We start from the raw sequence: 20158 nt of genomic DNA, 5'->3' as shown, positions 1-20158 counted from the left end.
CGTCTTTAGAACTCGACGCCGGCTTGCGCCTTGATGCCGGAGCGGAAGGGATGTTTGACCAGCGTCATCTCGGTGACGAGATCGGCGATCTCGATCAGCTCGTCCTTGGCGTTGCGTCCGGTGAGCACGACATGCATCATCGGCGGCTTCTGCGTCGCCAGGAAATCGACCACCTCGGCGATGTCGAGATAGTCGTAGCGCAGCGCGATGTTGATCTCGTCGAGCACGACCATGCGGAGGTTCGAATCAAGGATCAGCTCCTTCGCCTTCTCCCAGCCGGCGCGCGCGGCGGCGATGTCGCGGGCGCGATCCTGCGTCTCCCAGGTAAAGCCTTCGCCCATGGCGTGGAATTGGCAGAGGTCGCCGAAATGGCCGGTGAGCATGCGGCGCTCGCCGGTGTCCCAGGCGCCCTTGATGAACTGCACGACCGCGCAGGGGAAGCCATGGGCGACGCAGCGGACGATCATCCCGAAAGCGGAGGAGGACTTGCCCTTGCCGGCGCCGGTGTGGACGATGATGAGGCCTTTTTCGCCGCTCTTGGTCGCCATGATCTTGTCGCGGGCGGCCTTCTTCTTCGCCATTTTCGAGGCGTGGCGGGCGTCGTTTTCCTCGGCCGTTTGGGTATCCGGTTCAGGCGTCATCGGATGGGGTCCTTCGGCTTGACAAGAGGCGGCCGGGGGCAAATGGTGGCGCGGCGTTGGTTCCTGTCCTACGACAGGCGAAGAGGGAATGCGATAGGGTCCGAATCAGCAAGATTCGGTTCCAAAATGCAGCCGCCCCCGCGACCGTGACCGGAGAGATGCCCGATGCCACTGATCCCCTTGGGATCGGGAAGGCGGGGATCAAAGGGTGCAAACCCTGCTCCGCAAGCCGGGAGACCTGCCAGCGCGGACGATTTTGGACCGGCGGACGGGGTGTTCCGCGACGGGGAAACGGGCCTTCGCAAGAACGGTTCGTGGGCCTCTTCGCTTCCCGCTGTTTATTCTGGAAGAAGCGATGACCGTCACACTTCATGTCTGCATCACCTGCCGCGCCGGCCAGACGCTTGGCGAGGGCGAGACGACACCCGGCAAGCGCCTGCATGGTGCGATCCTCGAGGCCGGCGTGCCCGACGGTGTCAGCGTGGTTCCCGTCGAATGCCTGTCGGCATGCAACCAGGGTTGCTCGGTCGCACTCAGTGCGCCCGGCCGCTGGTCCTATGTCTATGGCCGGCTGTCGGATGCGAATGCGCACGATGTGGTCGCGGGCGCCGCGGCCTATGCGGCCGCGCCGGACGGCCTCGTACCCTGGCGCAGCCGTCCCGAGATTTTCCGCAAGCAATCGCTTGCCCGCATTCCCCCCATGGCCGTCGTGCCGGAGGCCGCCGAATGAATTCGCTCGCAAAAGTTCCGGTCACGGTCGTCACGGGCTTTCTCGGCTCCGGCAAGACCACGCTGATCCAGCATCTGCTCGCCAACGCGGGCGGCAGGAAGCTCGCGGTGCTCGTCAATGAGTTCGGCAGCGAGGGCGTGGATGGCGAGATTCTGAAATCCTGCACCGATGCGGATTGCCCGGAAGAAAACATCATCGAGCTCGCCAATGGCTGCATCTGCTGCACCGTCGCCGACGATTTCATTCCGACCATGGAGAAGTTGCTGTCCCGGCCGGTAAGGCCCGACCACATCCTGATCGAGACCTCGGGCTTGGCGCTGCCCAAGCCGTTGCTGAAGGCGTTCGACTGGCCGGCGATCCGTTCGCGCATCACGGTCGATGGTGTGATCGCGCTGGCCGACGCCGAGGCTGTCGCCGCCGGTCGTTTCGCGCCCGACCCTGACGCCGTCGAGGCGCAGCGCGCGGCGGACGGAAATCTCGATCACGAGACGCCGCTGTCGGAAGTGTTCGAGGACCAGATCGCCTGCGCCGACATCGTGCTGCTGACCAAGGCGGATCTTGCGGGTGCGACGGGCCTCGAAGCAGCCAAGGCGGCGATCACCAAGGAGATGCCGCGCCGCGTGCCGATGCTGGCGATCACCGACGGTGCAATCGACGCGCGCCTCATCCTCGGTCTCGGTGCTGCCGCGGAGAACGATCTCGCCGCGCGCCCCTCGCATCACGACGGCGAGGAGGATCACGAGCACGACGATTTTGCCTCCGTCGTGATTGATCTCCCTGAGGTCACCGATATCGACGCGCTGGTTGCATCGGTCCAGCGTCTGGCGCGCGAGCAGAACGTGTTGCGCGTCAAGGGCTATATCGCGGTCGCAGGCAAGCCGATGCGCCTCTTGCTGCAAGCGGTCGGTGAGCGCGTGCGCCACCAGTTCGACAAGCCCTGGGGCGCGGGCGCGCGGCAATCAAAGCTCGTCGTGATCGGCGAGCACGGCGATATCGACGAGGCCGCAATTAGAGCAGGACTCGGTATCTGATGCACGTCGTCTTCCGCGAGAGCCGCGGTCTCGAGGAGACCGCGATACCAAGGGACATCGGCCAGGACCCGGCCGATCTCGTGGTGCTCTCGTATTCGGATTCCGATCTTGCCGCGTTCGCGGCCGGCTGGCGCCGCGGCCGCGACACTCTGCCGTCGCTGCGGCTCGTCAATCTCGCAGAACTGCGTCATCCGCTCTCGGTCGACACCTATATCGAGCGCACTCTTGCGCAGGCGCGCGGCATCCTGGTGCGGCTGATCGGCGGTGAATCTTATTGGCCGTATGGGCTCGCGGCCCTGCAGCAACTGGCGAAGGACCGCGGCATCGTGATGGCGGTGCTGCCGGCCGATGGCCGCGACGACACGCGGCTGGATGCATATTCGACCCTGCCGGTCTCGACACTGCGGCGGCTCAAGGTGCTCTGCGACACCGGCGGCCCTGTCGCATCGCAAGCCGCGATCGCGCAGCTTGCGTTGGCCTCCGGTCTCTATGCCGGCCCCGTTATCGGCGAGATGAACGTTCCCGAGATGGGCTTTTACGATCCCGCGCGCGGCGTCATCGCAATGCCGCAGGCCTGCGAAGGCAAGCCGCGAGCGCTGGTGACGTTCTATCGCTCCTATCTCACCGCCGCGGACACCGGTCCGATCGATGCCTTGATTGCCGCGCTGCGTGAGCGCGGGTTTGACGCGCATGGTGTGTTCGTCACCTCGCTGAAGGCTCCGGCCGTTGTGGATTGGCTGCGGACGCAGCTTGCGCAAAACCCTCCGGCCGCGATCGTCAATGCGACGGCGTTCTCGGCGATGGGCGACGACGGGACGACCCCGTTCGATGCCGCATCCTGCCCGGTGTTCCAGGTCGCGCTCTCCACGGCCCGGCGCGAGGACTGGGCCATCTCGCTCCGCGGCCTGTCGCCCGGCGACCTCGCGATGCATGTGGTGCTGCCCGAGGTCGACGGCCGCCTGTTTGCGGGTGTGGTGAGCTTCAAGTCTGCCGCGATGCGCGATCCCGATTTGCAGTTTTCGCATCTGGCACACAGGCCCGATGAGGAGCGCGTGCAGGCCGTCGCTGCGCGCGTTGCGGCCTGGCGGCGTCTTGCGGAGAAGCCGGCCGCCGAAAAGCGGATGGCGCTCGTGCTCTCGAACTATCCGGGCCGCCCGCACCAGATCGCGCATGCCGTTGGTCTCGATGCGCTGGCCTCAGTCGAGGCTTTGGTGCCCGACCTTGCGGAGGCCGGCTTCGAGGTCGCGCCGGTCCATGCGCTCGGCGAGGCGCTGCTCAAGCAGAATTTGAGCTGGAGCGTCGCCGATTACCGCGCGGCGCTCGCGCGCCTTCCGCAATCCTTGCAGGATGATCTCGCGCAAGCCTGGGGCGCGCCGGAGAACGATCCGGGCTGTCGCGATGGCGCGTTCCATTTCGCTGCGATTCAATGCGGCCGGTCGATTATCGCGGTTCAGCCGGAGCGTGGCGATGCGACCACGCGCGATGCCGACTATCACGATCTCGCTCGCACGCCACGCCACGCCTATGTCGCGTTCTATCTCTGGCTCCGGAGGCAGGGCTGCGATGCCGTCGTGCATATGGGCGCGCATGGCACGTTGGAATGGCTGCCCGGAAAATCCGTGGCGCTGTCGCAGGCGTGCTGGCCGGAAGCCCTGATTGGCGATTTGCCGGTCATCTATCCCTTCATTGTCAACGACCCCGGCGAGGCCGCGCAGGCCAAGCGGCGCATCGGTGCAGTCACGATCGGCCATCTGCCGCCGCCGCTGGCAGCATCAGCGGTGCCGGACGGGTTGCGCAGGCTCGAGCAGCTCCTTGACGAGTACTCGACGGCCGATGGCCTCGATCCCGCCCGGCGCCAGCGTCTGATCGCCGCGATCCGCGACGAGGCGCGCGCGGCAGGCCTCGAAGATGATCTTGGCCTCGATGCATCGGCCGCGCCGGCCGAAGCGATCCCGCGGATCGACCGCTTCGTCTGCGATCTCAAGGAAAGCCAGTTCGGCGACGGACTGCACGTGTTCGGCCGCGGCGCCTGCGGTGACGCCGAGCGGGACGCGTTGCGTGCCGCGCTTGCCGGCCGGCGCATCGCGCCGGGGCCGTCAGGCTCACCCTATCGCGGCCGCCAGGACGTGCTGCCGACCGGGCGCAATCTCTTTGCGATCGATCCGCGTGCCGTGCCGTCGCCGTCGGCGCATGCGCAAGGCATCAAGCTCGCCGAAGAGCTGCTGCGCCGCCACTTGCAGGATCACGGCGACTGGCCGAAGGGCCTTGTCGTCGATCTCTGGGGCTCGGCGACGATGCGCACCGCGGGCGAAGAGTTTGCCATGGCGCTGCATCTGGCCGGCCTCGCACCGCGCTGGGATCACGCTTCCGGCCGTGTGACTGGCTACGACATCATCGCGCTCGCCGAGCTCGGCCGGCCCCGCATCGACGTCACGCTACGTGTCTCCGGCCTGTTTCGCGATGTCTTCTCGGGCCTTGCGCAATTGTTCGAGGCGGCAGCCGAGGCGCTGTCGGCGCGCGAGGACGAGGGCGAGGAAAATCCATATCGCCATCGCACATCGCGCGTGTTCGCGCCGCGTCCCGGACAATACGGCGTGGGCCTCTCGGCAATCCCGGACGCCTTCACGCCCGAGACGCGCGAAGCCGCCGGCGAAGCGTGGCTCTCGGCATCGTCGTGGGCGTTCTCGGCCGATGGCGAGATCAAGCTCGATCGTGCCGGTATCGAGAAGCGGCTCGCATCCGCCGATGCTTTCGTGCACGTCCAGGACTTGCCGGAAACCGATCTTCTGCTCGCGGCCGACTATGCCGCGCATGAAGCCGGCATTGCGGCGGCCGCAGCCCATCTCGGCGCAACAGGACCATCGCTCTATCATCTCGACGCAACGCGCCCCGAGCAGCCGCATGCGCGTACGCTGACCGAGGAAATCTCTCGCGTTGTCCGCGCGCGCGCGGCCAATCCGGCCTGGATCGCCGGCATGATGCGCCACGGTTTTCGCGGGGCGGCCGAGATCACGGCAACGCTCGAGCACATGGCCGCCTTCGCGCATCTGGCCGGCGCCGTGCCGCCGCATCTGTTCGACCTCTACTACGATGCGACGCTCGGCGATGACGACGTCCGCGCCTTCATGGCCCGCGAAAATCCGGCGGCACTGGCGGCGATGGAGACGTGCTTCACGCGTCTGCATGAGGCCTCGCTCTGGCGAACGCGCCGCAATTCGATTGCGGCTGCGCTGCGGGAGGCGTCATGAGCGCTACCGTGGTCAAGGGCTGGTGTCCCGGCGCGCTGCGCCCGATGCAATCGGGCGACGGGCTCGTGGTCCGTGTGCGTCCGTTCGGCGGACGCCTCGACGCTGCACAAATCTCCGGACTGGCCCATCTCGCCGAACGCCATGGCAACGGCCTGATCGACGTGACCAGCCGAGCCAATCTCCAGATCAGGGGCGTCAACGAGACCAGCCACAAACTGCTGCTCGACGGCCTTGCGCAACTGGCGCTGCTCGATCCGGATGCTGAGACTGAATCCCGTCGCAACATCCTTGTGACGCCGTTCTGGCGTGCTGGAGACGCGACACAATCGCTCGCCGCCGAGCTCGAGGAGGCGCTCGCTGACAGCAACCTCGAGCTTCCAACCAAGTTCGGCTTCGCGATCGATGACGGCACCTCGCGCGTGCTTGCGGGCGATTCCGCGGACGTGCGAATCGAGCGCGATCGTTCCGGCGGACTGCTGGTGCGGGCTGACGGCGACAAACTCGGCCGCTCCGTCGCGCGTGGCGAGGCCGTGACCACGGCGCTGGCATTCGCCGATTGGTTCGTGATCTCGGGCGGCGCCAGAGGCGGGCGAGGGCGGATGGCCGCGCATCTCGCCACTGGCGCAATCTTGCCGGCGGCATTGCGCGGCGAGGCCGAGCCGGCGCCGATCATGGCTGCGGCCCGTCCCGGCCTCTATTCGCAAGGTGCGATGGTCGGCATCGCCTTCGGACAGATGGCGCATGCGACGCTGAACCAGTTCGCCGGTTGCGGACATGCGCTGCGCATGACGCCATGGCGGATGGTCTTGAGCGAAGGCAAGCGCGCGATGCCGAACGCGACTGGCCTGATCACCGAGGCCTACGACCCTGCGCTGCGCGTCATCGCCTGCAGCGGTGCGCCACGCTGTCGCGAGGCGCATGCCGATACCCGCGGCCTGGCCGCGGCCCTGGCCCCGAACATCGGCGCGGCCGCACGGCTCCACGTCTCCGGCTGCGCCAAGGGCTGCGCCCATTCCGGTGCGGCCGCCATCACCCTTGTCGCAACCGACGCAGGCTTCGATCTCGTGCGCGGTGGGTCGACACGCGATGAGCCCATCCTGCGGGGGCTGAACCGCGACGATATCATTAGAGATCCCTCCATCCTGATGGGGGGCCACTGATGCCGCACGCGTACGAGACCGACGGCGCGGCGATCTACCGGCAGTCCTTTGCGACCATCCGAACCGAAGCCGATCTTGCGCGCTTTTCGCCGGACGAGGAGCAGGTGGTCGTGCGGATGATCCATGCCGCCGGCATGGTCGGCCTGGAGGCGCATATCCGCTTCACGCCCGGCATGGTGACAACCGCGCGCGCAGCCTTGCAGAAGGGCGCGCCGATCCTGTGCGACGCGCGTATGGTCTCCGAAGGAATTACGCGCGCGCGGCTTCCCACAGCCAATGCTGTCATCTGCACGCTGGGCGACGAGACCGTTCCCGCGCTCGCGCAGTCCATGCGCAACACCCGTTCGGCTGCAGCCCTGGAGCTATGGCGGCCGCATCTCGACGGCGCGATCGTGGCTATCGGCAATGCGCCGACCGCGTTGTTTCATCTCCTCAACATGCTGGAGGACCCTCACTGCCCGCGGCCCGCGGCGATCATTGGCTGTCCTGTCGGCTTTGTCGGCGCCGCCGAATCCAAGGCCGCGCTGATGGCCGATTCGCCGGTGCCGGCGTTGACCGTCGAGGGCCGCCTCGGCGGGTCCGCGATCACGGTCGCCGCGGTGAACGCGCTGGCGAGCCGGAGCGAATAGCGATGGGACGCATCATCTGCTGCGGCCTCGGCCCCGGCGATCCCGATATGATGAGCGTGCGTGCCGACCGCACGGTGCGCGGCGCAAGGCATGTCGCCTATTTCCGCAAGAAGGGCCGGCCCGGCCAGGCGCGCCGCATCGTCGAGGGCATGTTGGCTGCCGACGTCACCGAATATCCCATGGAATACCCGGTCACCACGGAGATAGCCTTCGACACGCCTGAATATGTCCAGGTGCTTGCCGGCTTCTACGATGAATGGGCGGAACGCCTGGCGCGGCTGGCGCGCGCGGTCGATGTCGTCGTGCTCTGCGAGGGCGATCCTTACTTCTACGGCTCCTTCATGCATCTGCACACGCGCCTGCAGGGCCGCGTCGAGATCGAGGTGATCGCCGGCATTCCCGGCATGGTCGGCTGCTGGAACGGCGTCGGACAGCCGATCGCGCTCGGTGATGACGTGACGACGGTGCTGATGGGCACGCTCGCCGAGGCCGAGCTCGAACGCCGCATGCGCGATTCCGACGCGCTCGTGATCATGAAGACCGGGCGCAACCTCGCAAAGGTGCGCCGCGCGCTCGCGTCCGCCGGCCGGCTGGACGATGCCTGGCTGGTCGAGCGCGGTACCATGCCGGGAGAGCGCGTGGTGCGGCTCGCGGAGATCGACGCCGCCGACTGTCCTTACTTTGCGATCGTGCTCGTGCACGGCAAGGGCCGGCATCTGGACGCCGCCGAATGAATGGCACGCTGACCATCGCGGGCCTCGGGCCGGGCAGCGACGCGCTGGTGACGCCCGAGGTCTCCGCTGCGTTAGCCTCCGCGACCGACATTCTGGGCTACGCGCCCTATGTTGCGCGCGTGCCGCCGCGGGCAGGGCTGACTTTGCATCCCTCCGACAATCGCGAAGAGCTGCAGCGCGCGAGCGAGGCGCTGCGGCTCGCGGCCGAGGGCGGGCAGGTCGTCATCGTATCCTCCGGCGACCCCGGCGTCTTCGCGATGGCCTCCGCCGTGTTCGAGGCGCTCGAACAGGCGCCGCAATGGCGGGAGCTGCCGATCCGTGTGTTGCCCGGTATCACCGCGATGCTGGCGGCCGCCGCACGCGCCGGTGCGCCGCTCGGTCATGATTTCTGTGCGATCAACCTGTCGGACAATCTCAAGCCGTGGGCGCTGATCGAGAAGCGCCTGCGGCTCGCCGCGGAAGCCGATTTTGCGATTGCGATGTACAACCCGCGCTCGGCGAGCCGGCCGGAAGGGTTTGGCCGTGCGCTTGCGGTGCTGAAGGAGGCCGGCTGCGGCGAACGCCTCGTGATCTTCGCGCGCGCGATCAGCTCTGCTGACGAAAAGATCGGGACCGTCAGGCTGAACGAAGCGAAGCCCGACATGGCCGACATGCGCACGCTGGTGATCGTCGGTAATTCGCAGACCCGCCGGGTCGGCCGCTGGGTCTATGCACCGAGGCAGGTCCGATGACTGAGCCACTGCATGATCTCGTCCACGCTCTCGGCCCGCAATCGTTCCGGCAGTTGCGGCCGCGAGATCATGACCACGGGCAGGCCGAGCCTGCGGGCTGCGTCGATCTTGGCGCGCGCGCCGTCGCCGCCGGAATTGCGGGCGACGATCCAAGTGATGCCCCGAGCGCGCATCATCTCCAGCTCGCCCTCAAGCGTGAACGGGCCACGCGACACGATCACGTCCGCGGCGAAGGGCAGCGGCGCATCGGGCGGATCGACGAATCTCAGTGTGTAGGCGTGCTGCGGCTTGGTCGCGAACGGCGCGATGTGCTGGCGGCCGATGGCCAGGAACACATTTTCCGCCGCCTCGGGCAGTGCGGCGACCGCGGCGCTGACGTCGGCAATTTCGATCCAGTTGTCACCGGGCTCCTTCGCCCATGGCGCGCGCTCCAGCGCGATCAGCGGCGTTCCGGTTTCCGCGCATGCCACGACCGCATTGCGACTCATCTCGGCGGCAAAGGGATGCGTCGCGTCGATCACATGCGTGACGTTCTCGCGGCGGATGTAATCGGCAAGACCGCTCACGCCGCCAAAACCGCCGATGCGAGTCGGCAGCGGCTGGTCGGCGGGCGCGCGGGTGCGGCCGCCGTAGGAATACACGGCGTCAATGCCTGCGCGTGCGATCTCCGCCGCAAGCAGGCTCGCGTCGGCCGTTCCGCCCAGAATGAGGGCGCGCGTCATGGCTGATCCCTGGCTGACCATCATCGGTATCGGCGAAGATGGCCTTGTGGGGCTGTCCGAAGCAAGCCGAAAGGCGCTCGATACTGCCGAAAGCGTCTTTGGCGGTGAACGGCATCTTGCACTTGCCGGAGTAACCGGGCGCGGCCGCGCGTGGCCGGTGCCGTTCGATGCAGATGTCGTGCTGAGCTGCCGCGGTCGCCCGACGGCGGTGCTCGCCTCCGGGGATCCGTTCTGGTATGGCGCCGGCGCGGGCCTCGCCGAAAAGCTGGACGCCGGCGACTGGATCGCGCATTCCGCGCCGTCCAGCTTCTCGCTCGCCGCCGCGCGACTAGGCTGGCGCGTCGAAGCAATTGCCTGCCTCGGTCTCCACGCCGCGCCGTTCGAGCGTCTCGTGCCGCACCTGGCGCGAGATGCGCGCATCATTTGCCTCGTACGCGACGGCAAGGCGGCCGGCGATCTCGCGAAGTGGCTGACGGCGCGCGGTTGGGGTGCCTCGTCATTCTGGACGCTCACCGCGCTCGGCGGGCCGCTCGAAAGTATCAACGAGCATCGCGCCGGTAGTTTTGCGGGTGATCTTGCTGGAAATCTGGTCGCGGTAGCCGTTGAAGCGGCGGGCGCGCAAGGCATTCCCCGCAGCTCGGGACTATCGGACAATCTCTTTGTCCATGACGGCCAGATCACCAAGCGTCCGGTTCGTGCGCTCGCGCTTTCGGCGCTGGCGCCGCGTCCCGGCGAACGGCTGTGGGACATCGGCGCTGGCTCGGGCTCGATCTCGGTCGAGTGGGCGTTGTGCGGCGGGATGGCGATCGCAATCGAGGCGCGCGAGGATCGCACCGCGAACATTGGCAACAATGCGTCGGCGTTCGGGTTGGCACATCGGATCACAGTCATCACGGGAAAGGCGCCCGAAGCTCTGGTTGCGCTGGAAGCGCCGGATGCCGTCTTCATCGGCGGCGGTCTCGACATCGCGATGTTCGACGCCGTCTGGTTGCGGCTCGCATCCGGAACGCGACTCGTAGCGCATGCGGTGACGCTGGAGACGGAAGCGCTGCTGGGCGAGCTGCACCAGCGCCATGGCGGCGAATTGATGCGGGTCGAGATTGCGCATGCCACTCCGCTCGGCCGCTACCGATCCTGGGAGGCGGTGCGGCCCGTGGTGCAATGGAGCGTGGTTCGATGAAGGTCGCCGGGCTCGGATTCAAAAAGGACGTTACGCTGGCCTCGCTGCGTGAGGCGCTTCTGGCGGCCGGCGGTCCCGAAGGCCTCGCAGCGGTGGCGACGGTCAGCGACAAGGCCGACGCGGAGGCGCTGCAGCAGCTTGCGCGCGAGTGCGGCGTGCCGATAAAGGCAATCGGCGCCGAAATGCTGGCCGGCATCGACACGCCGACACAGTCAAAACTCGTCGCGGAAAAGTTCGGGACGGGATCAGTCGCCGAGGCAGCAGCGCTCGCGGCAGCCGGACCTCGCGCGCGGTTGATTGCGACGCGGGTGGTCTCGGAGGATCGCACGGCGACAGCGGCCATCGCGGAAGGAGACGGCGCATGACGGTGCATTTCATCGGCGCCGGACCGGGGGCTCCTGACCTGCTGACCTTGCGCGGCCGCGATCTCATCGCCGCCTGTCCGGTCTGCCTTTATGCGGGCTCGCTGGTGCCCGAAGGCGCCTTGGCGCATTGCCCGCCGAGCGCGCGGATCGTCAACACCGCGCCGCTGTCGCTCGACGAAATCATCGCTGAGATCGCCGCCGCGCATGCCGACGGCAAGGACGTTGCGCGGCTGCATTCCGGCGATCTCTCGATCTGGTCGGCGATGGGCGAACAGCTCCGCCGCCTGCGCGCGCTCGACATTCCCTACACGGTCACGCCCGGTGTTCCGTCCTTCTCGGCCGCCGCGGCTGCGCTGGAGGCCGAGTTGACGCTGCCGGGTCTTGCGCAGTCCGTGGTGTTGACGCGCACGCCGGGCCGCGCCAGCGCGATGCCGGACGGTGAGAAGCTCGCCGCGTTCGCGGCGACCGGCGCGGTGCTCGCCATCCATCTGTCGATCCACCTGCTCGACAAGGTCATTGCCGAGCTGACGCCGCATTATGGTGCGGATTGCCCGGTCGCGATCGTCTGGCGTGCGAGCTGGCCCGACCAGCGCATCGTCCGCGCCACGCTCGCAACACTCGATGCAGCTGTCGGCAGCGAGATGGAGCGTACCGCGCTTATCCTGGTCGGCAAGACGCTGGGCTCGGCGGATTTTTCCGAGAGCCGTCTCTATGCTGCCGACTATGACCGCCGCTACCGGCCGGTCGGCGCCGAGCCGCGCTTTCCGGAGGCGTCGTGATGGCGGCTGGGCTCGTCATCTCCGCGCCGGCCTCCGGCGTCGGCAAGACGACACTGACGCTGGCGCTTGCCCGCGCCTGGCGCAATAGCGGATTGCGGGTGCAGTGCTTCAAGAGCGGCCCCGACTATATCGACCCGGCGTTCCACGCCGCCGCCACGGGAAGGGCTTCTGTCAACGTGGATAGCTGGGCGATGGATCGCGGGACGATCTCGCATCTCGTCAGCCGCGGCACTGACGCCGATGTCGTGCTGGCCGAGGGCTCGATGGGCCTGTTCGACGGCGTGGCCGCGCGCGGCGTCTGCGGCACCGGGGCGACCGGCGACATTGCGGAGATGCTGGACTGGCCGGTGCTGCTGGTGGTCGATCCCTCCGGACAGGCGCAGACGGCGGCAGCGATCGCCGCAGGACTTCGCGACTATCGCGCCGGCGTCCGCCTTGCGGGCGTCGTGCTCAATCGCGTTGCCAGCCCGCGCCATGAAGCCCTCGTGCGGCGTGCGCTGCTGGATGCCGGCATTGCCGTGTTCGGTGCGCTGCCACGCCATGCCGAAATCAGCCTGCCGAAGCGACATCTCGGGCTGGTCCAGGCCGAAGAGCAGGCGGAAATCGGCAAGCTGATCGACGAGGCCGCACGCTTCGTCGCCGAGCATGTCGATCTCGAAGCGGTGCTGCGTTCGGCTGCCACTTGGTCGCCGCAACCTGCCGCAAGCGGCGTGAACGTGACGCCGCCGGGCCAGCGCATTGCGCTCGCCCGTGACGCCGCGTTCTCCTTCGTCTATCCGCATATGCTGGAAGCGTGGCGCGCGGCGGGCGCAGAGATATCGACATTCTCGCCGCTCGCCGACGAAGGTCCTGACGCGAGTGCAGACGTGTGCTGGCTGCCTGGCGGCTATCCCGAGCTGCAGGCCGGCAAGATCGCGGCCAATGCGCGCTTTCGCAGCGGATTGCGCGCCTTCGCCGAAACGCGCCCGGTGCACGGCGAGTGCGGAGGCTATATGGTGCTGGGCACCGCCTTGACCGACGCCGATGGCATCAGCCACGAGATGACGGGCCTGCTCGGTCTGGAGACCAGCTTTGCCAAACGCCGCATGCATCTTGGTTATCGTCTGGCCGAGCTCGCCGCGCCGATGCCGGGTCATCAGGCGGGTGCACGCCTGCGTGGCCACGAATTCCACTATTCGACGATCCTCGCGCAGCCCGACACGCCGCTGGCGGTCGTGCGCGACGCGACAGGCGCAGTCATCGCCGAAACCGGTTCGCGGCGGGGACAAGCCACCGGCACGTTCTTTCATCTGATCGCGGAGGACCGGTGAGCGGTTTTGTCTCCTTCGTCTCCGCCGGCCCCGGCGATCCCGAGCTCCTCACGCTCAAGGGTGCCGCGCGGCTGCGCGAGGCCGACGTCGTGCTCTATGACGATCTTGCTTCGGGCGCGATCCTCGATCTCGCCCGTCCCGGCGCCAATCTCGTCGCGGTCGGAAAGCGGGCAGGGCGGCCCTCGACCAAGCAGCACCACGTCAACCGCTTGCTGGTCGACTATGCCGCAACAGGCGCGCGCGTGGTGCGATTGAAGTCGGGCGATGCTGGCATCTTTGGCCGGCTTGAGGAGGAGCTCGAGACGCTGCGCGACGCCGGCATCGGCTACGAGATCATTCCGGGCGTCACCTCGGCCTGTGTCGCCGCGGCCCAGGCCGGAATTCCCTTGACCCGGCGCCACACCGCGCGCCGCGTGCAGTTCGTGACCGGGGCGGACGTCACCGGCGAGCTGCCGCAAAATCTCAATTGGGCCGCGTTGGCCGATCCGGAGGCGACGACCGTGGTCTATATGGGCCGCCGCACGTTTCCTGCGCTTGTCGTAAAATTGATCGAGCACGGCCTTTCCCCAACCACTCCGGCGTTGTTCGCCGAATCGCTCGGCCGTCCCGATGAGCGGCTGGTCCGCACCACCATTTCCGAGCTTGGCGAGCAGCTTGCGCGGGGCGGGGCGGCTTCGACCGCCGCGGTCATCCTGTTCGGCGCGATGGCGGGGGATTATCCGTCATGACGGCCTCGGCCGCCCTTCGCCCCTTGACGCCCGGCCGGCGAAAGGGGCACACAGGAGAGGCATGGTGCTCGACGCGGCGCAAAGCGCCGGAGCATAATCGGGAATGGGGGTGGGCGGACCCAGTTGCGGCGCCCAAAACCCCAGCCGCCCCCGCGACTGTAAGCGGTGAGGGACTTCGATCAGCCACTGGCCCGCAAGGTTCGGGAAGGCCGGAGACTCCCAGTGAACCGCGAGCCAGGAGACCGGCCGTGCACGTTTTGAGGCCAAGGCCGTCGGGTGTGACGGCAAGAAGGATCTGAGCCATGCATATCGAACCCGGACTAGTCTCGGACGCCAAGCTCGTGTTGAGTTACGCAACCGGCATCGCCGTCGGCGGCGTTGCCCTGAAGCTCGCGGTCGAGACCGTGCGCCAGCAGGGCATCACGTCGTTCGCGGCGCGGACGCTCGCCACCACGAGCCTCGTGTTCGTCTTCTTCGAGATCCTGCCGCACTTCCCGGTCGGCGTCTCCGAAGTGCACTTCATCCTCGGCTCGACCTTGTTTCTCCTGTTTGGAGCTGCGCCTGCGGCGTTCGGCCTCGCTTTCGGCCTGCTGTTCCAGGGCATCTTCTTCGAGCCGCCCGACCTGCCGCAATATGGCATGAACGTCACAACCCTGCTGGTGCCGCTGTTCGCGATCCAGGCGATCGCCACGCGGATCATTTCGCGCAACACGGCCTATGTCGATCTGAAGTACCGCCAGGCACTGGCGCTTTCGACCACGTATCAGTCCGGCGTCATCGCCTGGGTGGCGTTCTGGGCGATTTATGGATCAGGCTTTGGCGCCACCAACCTCGCCAGCATCGCGACGTTCGCGGCGTCCTACGCGCTGGTCATCGTGATCGAGCCGCTCGCCGATCTCGGCGTGCTGGCGCTGGCAAAGTCGTTGCGCGGCGTCACCGCGCCCGGCCTCGTCACCCCGCGTTTGCACAACGCAGCTTAAGAGACAAGCGAACGGGCGGCCGATGTGCGGCCGCCCTTCGCAGGTAAGATGTTCACGCTCTCCTTGATAGGCATCGGTTGCGGCAACCCTGATCAGCTGACGCGCGCCGCGATCGGTGCGATCAACGCGGCCGATCTCGTCCTGATCCCGCGCAAGGGGCCTGCAAAATCCGATCTCGCCGATCTCAGGCGGACGATCTGCGCGGATGTGCTCACCAGCGACAAGACGCGCATCGCCGAGTTCGATCTTCCCGTACGCGACGCGGCTAAAGCCGATTACCGCAAGGGCGTGGACGATTGGCACGATGCCGTAGCCGCGACCTGGTCGCAGACGATTGCGAGTCATCTCGAAGGTCATGGCAAGGTCGCGCTGTTGATCTGGGGCGATCCCTCGCTTTATGATTCTTCGCTGCGTATTGCGCGGCGGCTCAATCCCTTGCCTGACATCGAGGTCGTGCCCGGCATCACCTCGATCCAGGCGCTGTGCGCAGCGCATGCGCTGCCGCTCAACGATATCGGCGAGCCATTCCTGGTGACGACGGGACGCCGCTTGCGCGATGGCGGCTGGCCGCAAGGTGTCGATACCGTGGTGGTGATGCTCGACGGCGGCACGGCGTTCCAGTCGCTTGATCCGGCGGGCCTGCACATCTGGTGGGGCGCCTATCTCGGCATGCCGGATCAGATCATCATGTGCGGCGCGCTTGCGGAGATCGGCCCGCGCATCGTCGCCGTGCGACAGGAGGCGCGCGAGCGGTATGGCTGGATCATGGACAGTTACATGCTCAAGCGCAGGCCGTGAGGCAAGCGAGGCAGCATGCTCCCCGAATGGGTCTACCAACAGTGCCCCGATATCTCGGCAGTCCATCGCGAGGCGGCGGTGGCCCGGCAGGCGCAACTGACGAAACCGACCGGCGCGCTCGGCCGGCTCGAGCAGCTCGCGATCGAGCTTGCGGGCCTGCAAGCAACTGAGCAGCCGCGCGCGGCGCGGGTGCCGATCATCATCTTCGCCGGCGATCACGGCATCGTCGCGCAGCGCGTCTCGGCCTATCCGCAACAAGTGACCATCGCGATGCTGGCGAATTTTGCCTCCGGCGGTGCCGCGATCTCGGTGCTCGCGAGTGAGCTGGGCTCTAGCCTGGAGGTCGTCGATGCTGGCACGCTGGCGCAGGAGGAGATGGCTGGAATCGTTATCGACAAGCCACGTAGCGGCACGCGGGACTTCAGTGTCGAAGCGGCGCTCACGCTCACAGAGCTGGCATTTGCGTTCGAAGCCGGCCGACGTGCGGTGACGCGTGCGCAGGCCGGGCACCCCGATCTGCTGATCTTCGGCGAGATGGGCATCGGCAATACCACCACATCGGCGGCGATTGCGGCGAGCCTGCTCGGCATGGGCGCCGAGGAGATCGCGGGCAGCGGTACCGGCGTCGACGCGGCCGGCCGTGCGCACAAGGCGCGGGTGATCGACGCTGCGATTGCACACCATGGCGTTGCGGGCGCTTCGCCAGAAAAGATACTGTGCGCCGTCGGCGGTCTCGAAATCGCAGCCATTTGCGGCGCGATCATCGCCGCCGCGCAACGCCGGATTCCCGTGTTGATCGACGGCTTCATCGTGTCGGTGGCGGCGCTGGCGGCGGTGCGGCTGAACCCGTCGTGCCAACCGTTTCTGCTGCCATCGCACCAATCGGCGGAGCAGGGCCATCGGCTGGTGCTTCGCGCGCTGAATGTGCAACCGCTGATCAGCCTCGATCTCAGGCTCGGCGAAGGATCGGGCGCGGCCATCGCGCTGCCGCTGGTGCGGTCGGCCTGCACGCTTCACAACGGGATGGCGACCTTTGCGCAGGCCAATGTGCCCGATCGTCCGGCCTGATCAGATCATCCGCTGATTGACGCGGACGACGCGCCAGCCGCTCGCGAGCCGGTCGATCCGGGTCAGCGACAGCGGATCGATCACAAAGCGCAGGGCTGCTTGCGGCGTCAGATCCAGCGCGATGCACAGCGCCGCGCGGATCGTGCCGGAATGCACGACCAGCGTCGCGGCCCCGGCGTCGATCCCTGACAGACCCAGCCGGACGCGCGCGACCTGATCCTCAAAGCTTTCGCCGCCCGGCGGCCGTCCGCGCGCCGGATCGCTCCAGAACTTTGCATAGGCCTCGCCACCGGTCGCGGCGAGTTCGTCGTGCCGACGGCCGGTCCAGTCACCAAAGTCTTGCTCGCTGAATTCGCGCACCTGCAGCGGCTCGAGCCCCAGCGCGCGGGCCGTTTCGACCGTGCGCCGCGAGGGACTCGCATAGCTACCGGCGTCCCGCGGGAGGCGCTGCCGCAGCGCCTCCAACGCCGCCCGATCGCGGAGATCGGCCGGTGCGTCGGCTGCATGGATGGTCCCGGCGATCCCGTCGACGGGCGCGTGCCGTATCAGCCAGAGGAAGGTCTCGCCTTCCATGCTTTTCTCCAGGGAAATTGGTCGCTGTGGCACTAACGCCGCAACTGGTACATTGACTCTGTCTGGATCGTAATCCTAGATGCTCGTGACGGTTTCCCCGAGAGGGGATGAAAAGGGAATGCGGTGCGGGGACTTTGTCCCCAATGCCGTGGCTGCCCCCGCAACTGTAAGCGGCGAATCTTGCGTCACGAGCCACTGGGTATCTCGGTCCCGGGAAGGCGACGCAAGGTAGTGACCCGCGAGCCAGGAGACCTGCCGTCAGCCGTGGTCACACGCGAAGATGTCGGTCGGGGAGTACAGACATTCGGCTTCATCGGAAGGCTGACAAGCCAAGGTGAGACCTCGTTCGCTGTGACGTGCCACTGACGTCATACCGAGGTCTGAACGATGTTTTCCGTCCAAGCCACCCGGCCGCGCAAATTCCTGCTTGCGTCCGCTGCGCTCACATCCTTTGCCGTCCTTGATCTGCCCGCCGCACTGGCGCAGCAGGCTCGCGAACCTCTGCCGCCCGTCGAGGTATCGCCCTCCCAATCCCGCAAGCAGGCCAGGCCGGCCGGCCGGGACGCGCAGAGCCAACGCCGCGCAGCAGCGCGCCGGACAGCGACGGCATCCGCTGCGTCCAAGCCAATCGCGCCGACCGCAGCGGCGCAAACGCCGCTCAACACCAATGCAGTCGCCGAAAGCGCCTCGCGTCTCGGTCTCACCGTGCGGGAGATCCCCGCGACCGTTGAAGTAATCTCGGCCGAGACCATGCGCGAGCAGGGCTATCGCACCGTCTCCGAGGTCGCCCAGGGCGCCGTCGGCGTCACCTCCGGCGATAACCCGGCCGAGCCCGCGGCGTTCTCGATGCGCGGCTTCACCAACAGCCAGATCAACACGCTCTACAACGGCATCAAGATCGGCCCGCAGAACATGACCTCGCGGGTCATGGACACGGCTAATCTGGAGGCGGTGGAATTCCTCAAAGGCCCGGCCTCGCTGATCTCGGGCGAGGGGGCCGCCGGCGGCGCGATCAACTTCGTCACCAAGCAGCCGCACACCGGAGCGATCCGCAACGAGGCGGATTTCTCCTGGGATTCCCTCAACTCGTTCCGCGCGCATTACGGCTCGGGCGGCAGCACCAACGTCCAGGGACTCGATTACCGCTTCGACGTGAGCCGCTCCTCGCTCAACGGCTTTGCCGACGACACCAACACCAAAACGCTCGACGTATCGGGCCAGCTCAACTATCGCATCTCGGACAGTCTCAAGATCTGGGGCGCGATCGAGTATCGGGAAGATCGCTCGAAGGCTTATTGGGGCGTGCCGTTGGTGCCGATCGCCTTCAGCGGCTCGCACGCGACGACGGGGATCGTTTCCGGGAACTACGTCTCGAACTACAACAAGACGAATCTCGGCGCGGTCACGATCGACGACCGCACCTTCAACACCAACTACAACGTCCTGGACAATCGCAACGTCGCACAGGAGGTGTGGCTGCGCGGTGGCTTCGAGCTGAAGCTGGCGCCCGACCTGACGTTGAAAAGCCAGGCCTATGGCTATGGCGCGGAGCGCAGTTGGTTCAATAACGAGGTCGAGGCGTTTAATTCCGGTACGAACATGGTCGACCGTGAGCGCTTCTATGTCGCGCACAGCCAACGCTTGGTCGGCAACATCACCGACCTGATCTGGGACGCAAGCATCGCCGGTTTCGACAACCGCCTGGTTACGACGCTTTCGTCGAGCTACCTCGATTTTATCAGGCCGGGTGCCGCAAACTTTCCCGGCGATAGCGTTCCGCTAGTCGATCCGCCGCGCGGCTATTACGGCCTGCTCACGACCAAGCAGCAGACCGCCCGCATCGACAACGAGGCGCTATCGTTCGAGGATCGGCTGAAGCTCACGCGAAGCTTCGCGCTGGTCGGCGGCCTCCGCGTCGAGCATATCGGGCTAGACCGCAACTCTACTGACAAGGCCGGACTGGAGAACGCGAATTTTCCCTTCTCGAAATCCTGGGTCCCGACAACGGGGCGTATCGGTTACACGTGGGACGCCGTTCCGGGCCTGACCTTCTTCAGCCAGTATGCCACCGGCGCCGACATCGCCGCCAACAACATCTTCCTGCTCAATCCGACCGATCCGCTCAACCTGACCAGCGCGCGCACCTATGAGACCGGCGTCAAGCACCTGTTCTGGGACAACCGGGCTGAATGGTCGTTCTCGGCCTACGACATCCTGCGCAAGAACGTCTATGCCGCGGCCGGCGGCATGCAGCTCAACCTCGCGGGGCGGCAGGAATCCAAGGGCGTGGAACTCGCCGCGTCCGTGCGGCCGATCGAGCCGCTGCGTCTCTGGGGCAACATCGCCTATGTCGATGCGCGCTACGCCGATTACAATTTCGTCGGCGGCTCGTTCTCCGGCAATACGCCGCCGAACGTGCCGCGCATCGTCGCGAACGCCGGTGCGTCGTACCGGTTCTTCACGCCCTGGGCGGTCGAGCTCGGCATCACCGGCCGCCATGTCGGCGACCGCTACAACACTGACGCCAACGTCGTGACGCTGAAGGCCTACACGTTGGCTGATGTCTATGCCTTCGTCGACATCCCCAAAACGGTGTTCAATGCGGTCGACCAGGCCCGCCTGACCTTCCGGGTGCGCAATATCGCCGACAAGCGTTATGCGATCTGGGGCGATCCGTTCTATCCGGACCAGATCCTGCTGGGTGCGCCGCGGACCTATGAGATCTCGGCCGCGTTCAAATGGTAGGACGCT

The 20158-nt window shown here is 66.8% G+C and carries 19 protein-coding genes and 3 riboswitches; of the genes, 16 read left to right on the top strand and 3 right to left on the bottom strand.

Annotated features, from left to right (window positions below):
• Positions 1-5: 5 nt before the first annotated feature.
• Complete coding sequence (cobO, locus tag IVA88_RS05875; RefSeq protein WP_247496343.1) at positions 6-641, bottom strand: cob(I)yrinic acid a,c-diamide adenosyltransferase; 636 nt, start codon at positions 639-641, stop codon at positions 6-8.
• 40 nt (positions 642-681) lie between these two features.
• Positions 682-902: riboswitch (cobalamin riboswitch) on the top strand.
• Positions 903-996: 94 nt separating this feature from the next.
• Here cobO and IVA88_RS05870 point away from each other — a divergent pair.
• Genes IVA88_RS05870 through cobJ form a run of 7 tightly spaced genes read left to right on the top strand, consistent with a single transcriptional unit; the run spans position 997 to position 8904 of the window.
• Positions 997-1371, top strand: a complete 375-nt coding sequence (locus tag IVA88_RS05870) for a DUF1636 domain-containing protein (protein WP_247496342.1) — start codon at positions 997-999, stop codon at positions 1369-1371.
• A complete protein-coding gene (cobW, locus tag IVA88_RS05865) occupies positions 1368-2402 on the top strand; it encodes a cobalamin biosynthesis protein CobW (RefSeq protein ID WP_247496341.1) in 1035 nt (344 codons plus the stop codon). The genes IVA88_RS05870 and cobW overlap by 4 nt, the downstream gene beginning before the upstream one ends.
• On the top strand, positions 2402-5650 hold the full coding sequence (gene cobN / locus IVA88_RS05860) for a cobaltochelatase subunit CobN (RefSeq protein WP_247496340.1): 3249 nt from the start codon (positions 2402-2404) through the stop codon (positions 5648-5650). The genes cobW and cobN overlap by 1 nt, the downstream gene beginning before the upstream one ends.
• Positions 5647-6810 carry a precorrin-3B synthase gene (gene cobG, locus IVA88_RS05855; RefSeq protein ID WP_247496339.1) on the top strand — a complete coding sequence of 388 codons (1164 nt, stop codon included), beginning with the start codon at positions 5647-5649 and terminating at the stop codon, positions 6808-6810. Before cobN ends, cobG begins: the two co-directional genes overlap by 4 nt.
• Complete coding sequence (locus IVA88_RS05850) at positions 6810-7439, top strand: precorrin-8X methylmutase (RefSeq protein WP_247496338.1); 630 nt, start codon at positions 6810-6812, stop codon at positions 7437-7439. The genes cobG and IVA88_RS05850 overlap by 1 nt, the downstream gene beginning before the upstream one ends.
• 2 nt (positions 7440-7441) lie before the next feature.
• Positions 7442-8173: a precorrin-2 C(20)-methyltransferase gene (locus tag IVA88_RS05845; protein ID WP_247496337.1), complete on the top strand. Its 732-nt coding sequence runs from the start codon at positions 7442-7444 to the stop codon at positions 8171-8173.
• Positions 8170-8904, top strand: a complete 735-nt coding sequence (gene cobJ / locus IVA88_RS05840) for a precorrin-3B C(17)-methyltransferase (protein WP_247496336.1) — start codon at positions 8170-8172, stop codon at positions 8902-8904. The genes IVA88_RS05845 and cobJ overlap by 4 nt, the downstream gene beginning before the upstream one ends.
• On the opposite strand, the gene IVA88_RS05835 is transcribed toward cobJ, so the two are convergent.
• Positions 8880-9626, bottom strand: coding sequence for a cobalt-precorrin-6A reductase (locus tag IVA88_RS05835; protein ID WP_247496335.1), 747 nt, complete (start codon positions 9624-9626; stop codon positions 8880-8882). The two genes, cobJ and IVA88_RS05835, sit on opposite strands and share 25 nt — an antisense overlap.
• On the opposite strand from IVA88_RS05835, the gene cbiT reads away from it, so the two are divergent.
• The 8 genes from cbiT (at position 9625) to cobT (ending at position 16834) form a co-directional block, all read left to right on the top strand.
• Positions 9625-10806 (top strand): precorrin-6Y C5,15-methyltransferase (decarboxylating) subunit CbiT, encoded by a 1182-nt coding sequence (gene cbiT / locus IVA88_RS05830; RefSeq protein ID WP_247496334.1) that lies wholly within the window; start codon positions 9625-9627, stop codon positions 10804-10806. The two genes, IVA88_RS05835 and cbiT, sit on opposite strands and share 2 nt — an antisense overlap.
• Complete coding sequence (locus tag IVA88_RS05825; RefSeq protein WP_247496333.1) at positions 10803-11171, top strand: cobalamin biosynthesis protein; 369 nt, start codon at positions 10803-10805, stop codon at positions 11169-11171. The genes cbiT and IVA88_RS05825 overlap by 4 nt, the downstream gene beginning before the upstream one ends.
• On the top strand, positions 11168-11950 hold the full coding sequence (cobM, locus tag IVA88_RS05820; RefSeq protein WP_247496332.1) for a precorrin-4 C(11)-methyltransferase: 783 nt from the start codon (positions 11168-11170) through the stop codon (positions 11948-11950). Before IVA88_RS05825 ends, cobM begins: the two co-directional genes overlap by 4 nt.
• The gene (locus IVA88_RS05815; protein WP_247496331.1) at positions 11950-13260 is read left to right on the top strand and encodes a cobyrinate a,c-diamide synthase; all 1311 of its coding nucleotides are present in this window, start codon (positions 11950-11952) and stop codon (positions 13258-13260) included. Before cobM ends, IVA88_RS05815 begins: the two co-directional genes overlap by 1 nt.
• Positions 13257-13988, top strand: a complete 732-nt coding sequence (cobA, locus tag IVA88_RS05810) for a uroporphyrinogen-III C-methyltransferase (RefSeq protein ID WP_247496330.1) — start codon at positions 13257-13259, stop codon at positions 13986-13988. The genes IVA88_RS05815 and cobA overlap by 4 nt, the downstream gene beginning before the upstream one ends.
• A gap of 45 nt (positions 13989-14033) precedes the next feature.
• Positions 14034-14254: riboswitch (cobalamin riboswitch) on the top strand.
• 36 nt (positions 14255-14290) lie between these two features.
• The gene (locus IVA88_RS05805) at positions 14291-14968 is read left to right on the top strand and encodes an energy-coupling factor ABC transporter permease (RefSeq protein ID WP_247496329.1); all 678 of its coding nucleotides are present in this window, start codon (positions 14291-14293) and stop codon (positions 14966-14968) included.
• Positions 14969-15016: 48 nt separating this feature from the next.
• On the top strand, positions 15017-15766 hold the full coding sequence (gene cobF / locus IVA88_RS05800) for a precorrin-6A synthase (deacetylating) (protein WP_247496328.1): 750 nt from the start codon (positions 15017-15019) through the stop codon (positions 15764-15766).
• 15 nt (positions 15767-15781) lie between these two features.
• Positions 15782-16834 (top strand): nicotinate-nucleotide--dimethylbenzimidazole phosphoribosyltransferase, encoded by a 1053-nt coding sequence (gene cobT / locus IVA88_RS05795; protein ID WP_247496327.1) that lies wholly within the window; start codon positions 15782-15784, stop codon positions 16832-16834.
• Here the strand turns inward: cobT and IVA88_RS05790 are convergent, their stop codons facing one another.
• Complete coding sequence (locus IVA88_RS05790; protein ID WP_247496326.1) at positions 16835-17407, bottom strand: histidine phosphatase family protein; 573 nt, start codon at positions 17405-17407, stop codon at positions 16835-16837.
• 72 nt (positions 17408-17479) lie between these two features.
• A riboswitch (cobalamin riboswitch) is annotated at positions 17480-17682 on the top strand.
• Positions 17683-17794: 112 nt separating this feature from the next.
• Between IVA88_RS05790 and IVA88_RS05785 the strand changes: the two genes are divergently transcribed.
• Positions 17795-20152, top strand: coding sequence for a TonB-dependent receptor (locus IVA88_RS05785; protein ID WP_247496325.1), 2358 nt, complete (start codon positions 17795-17797; stop codon positions 20150-20152).
• The last annotated feature ends 6 nt before the right edge of the window (positions 20153-20158 follow it).

This window comes from Bradyrhizobium sp. 149, assembly GCF_023073915.1.
Taxonomy (GTDB): domain Bacteria; phylum Pseudomonadota; class Alphaproteobacteria; order Rhizobiales; family Xanthobacteraceae; genus Bradyrhizobium.
Note: the sequence above shows the minus strand (reverse complement) of the source record. Positions and strands in the feature narration are given on the sequence as shown.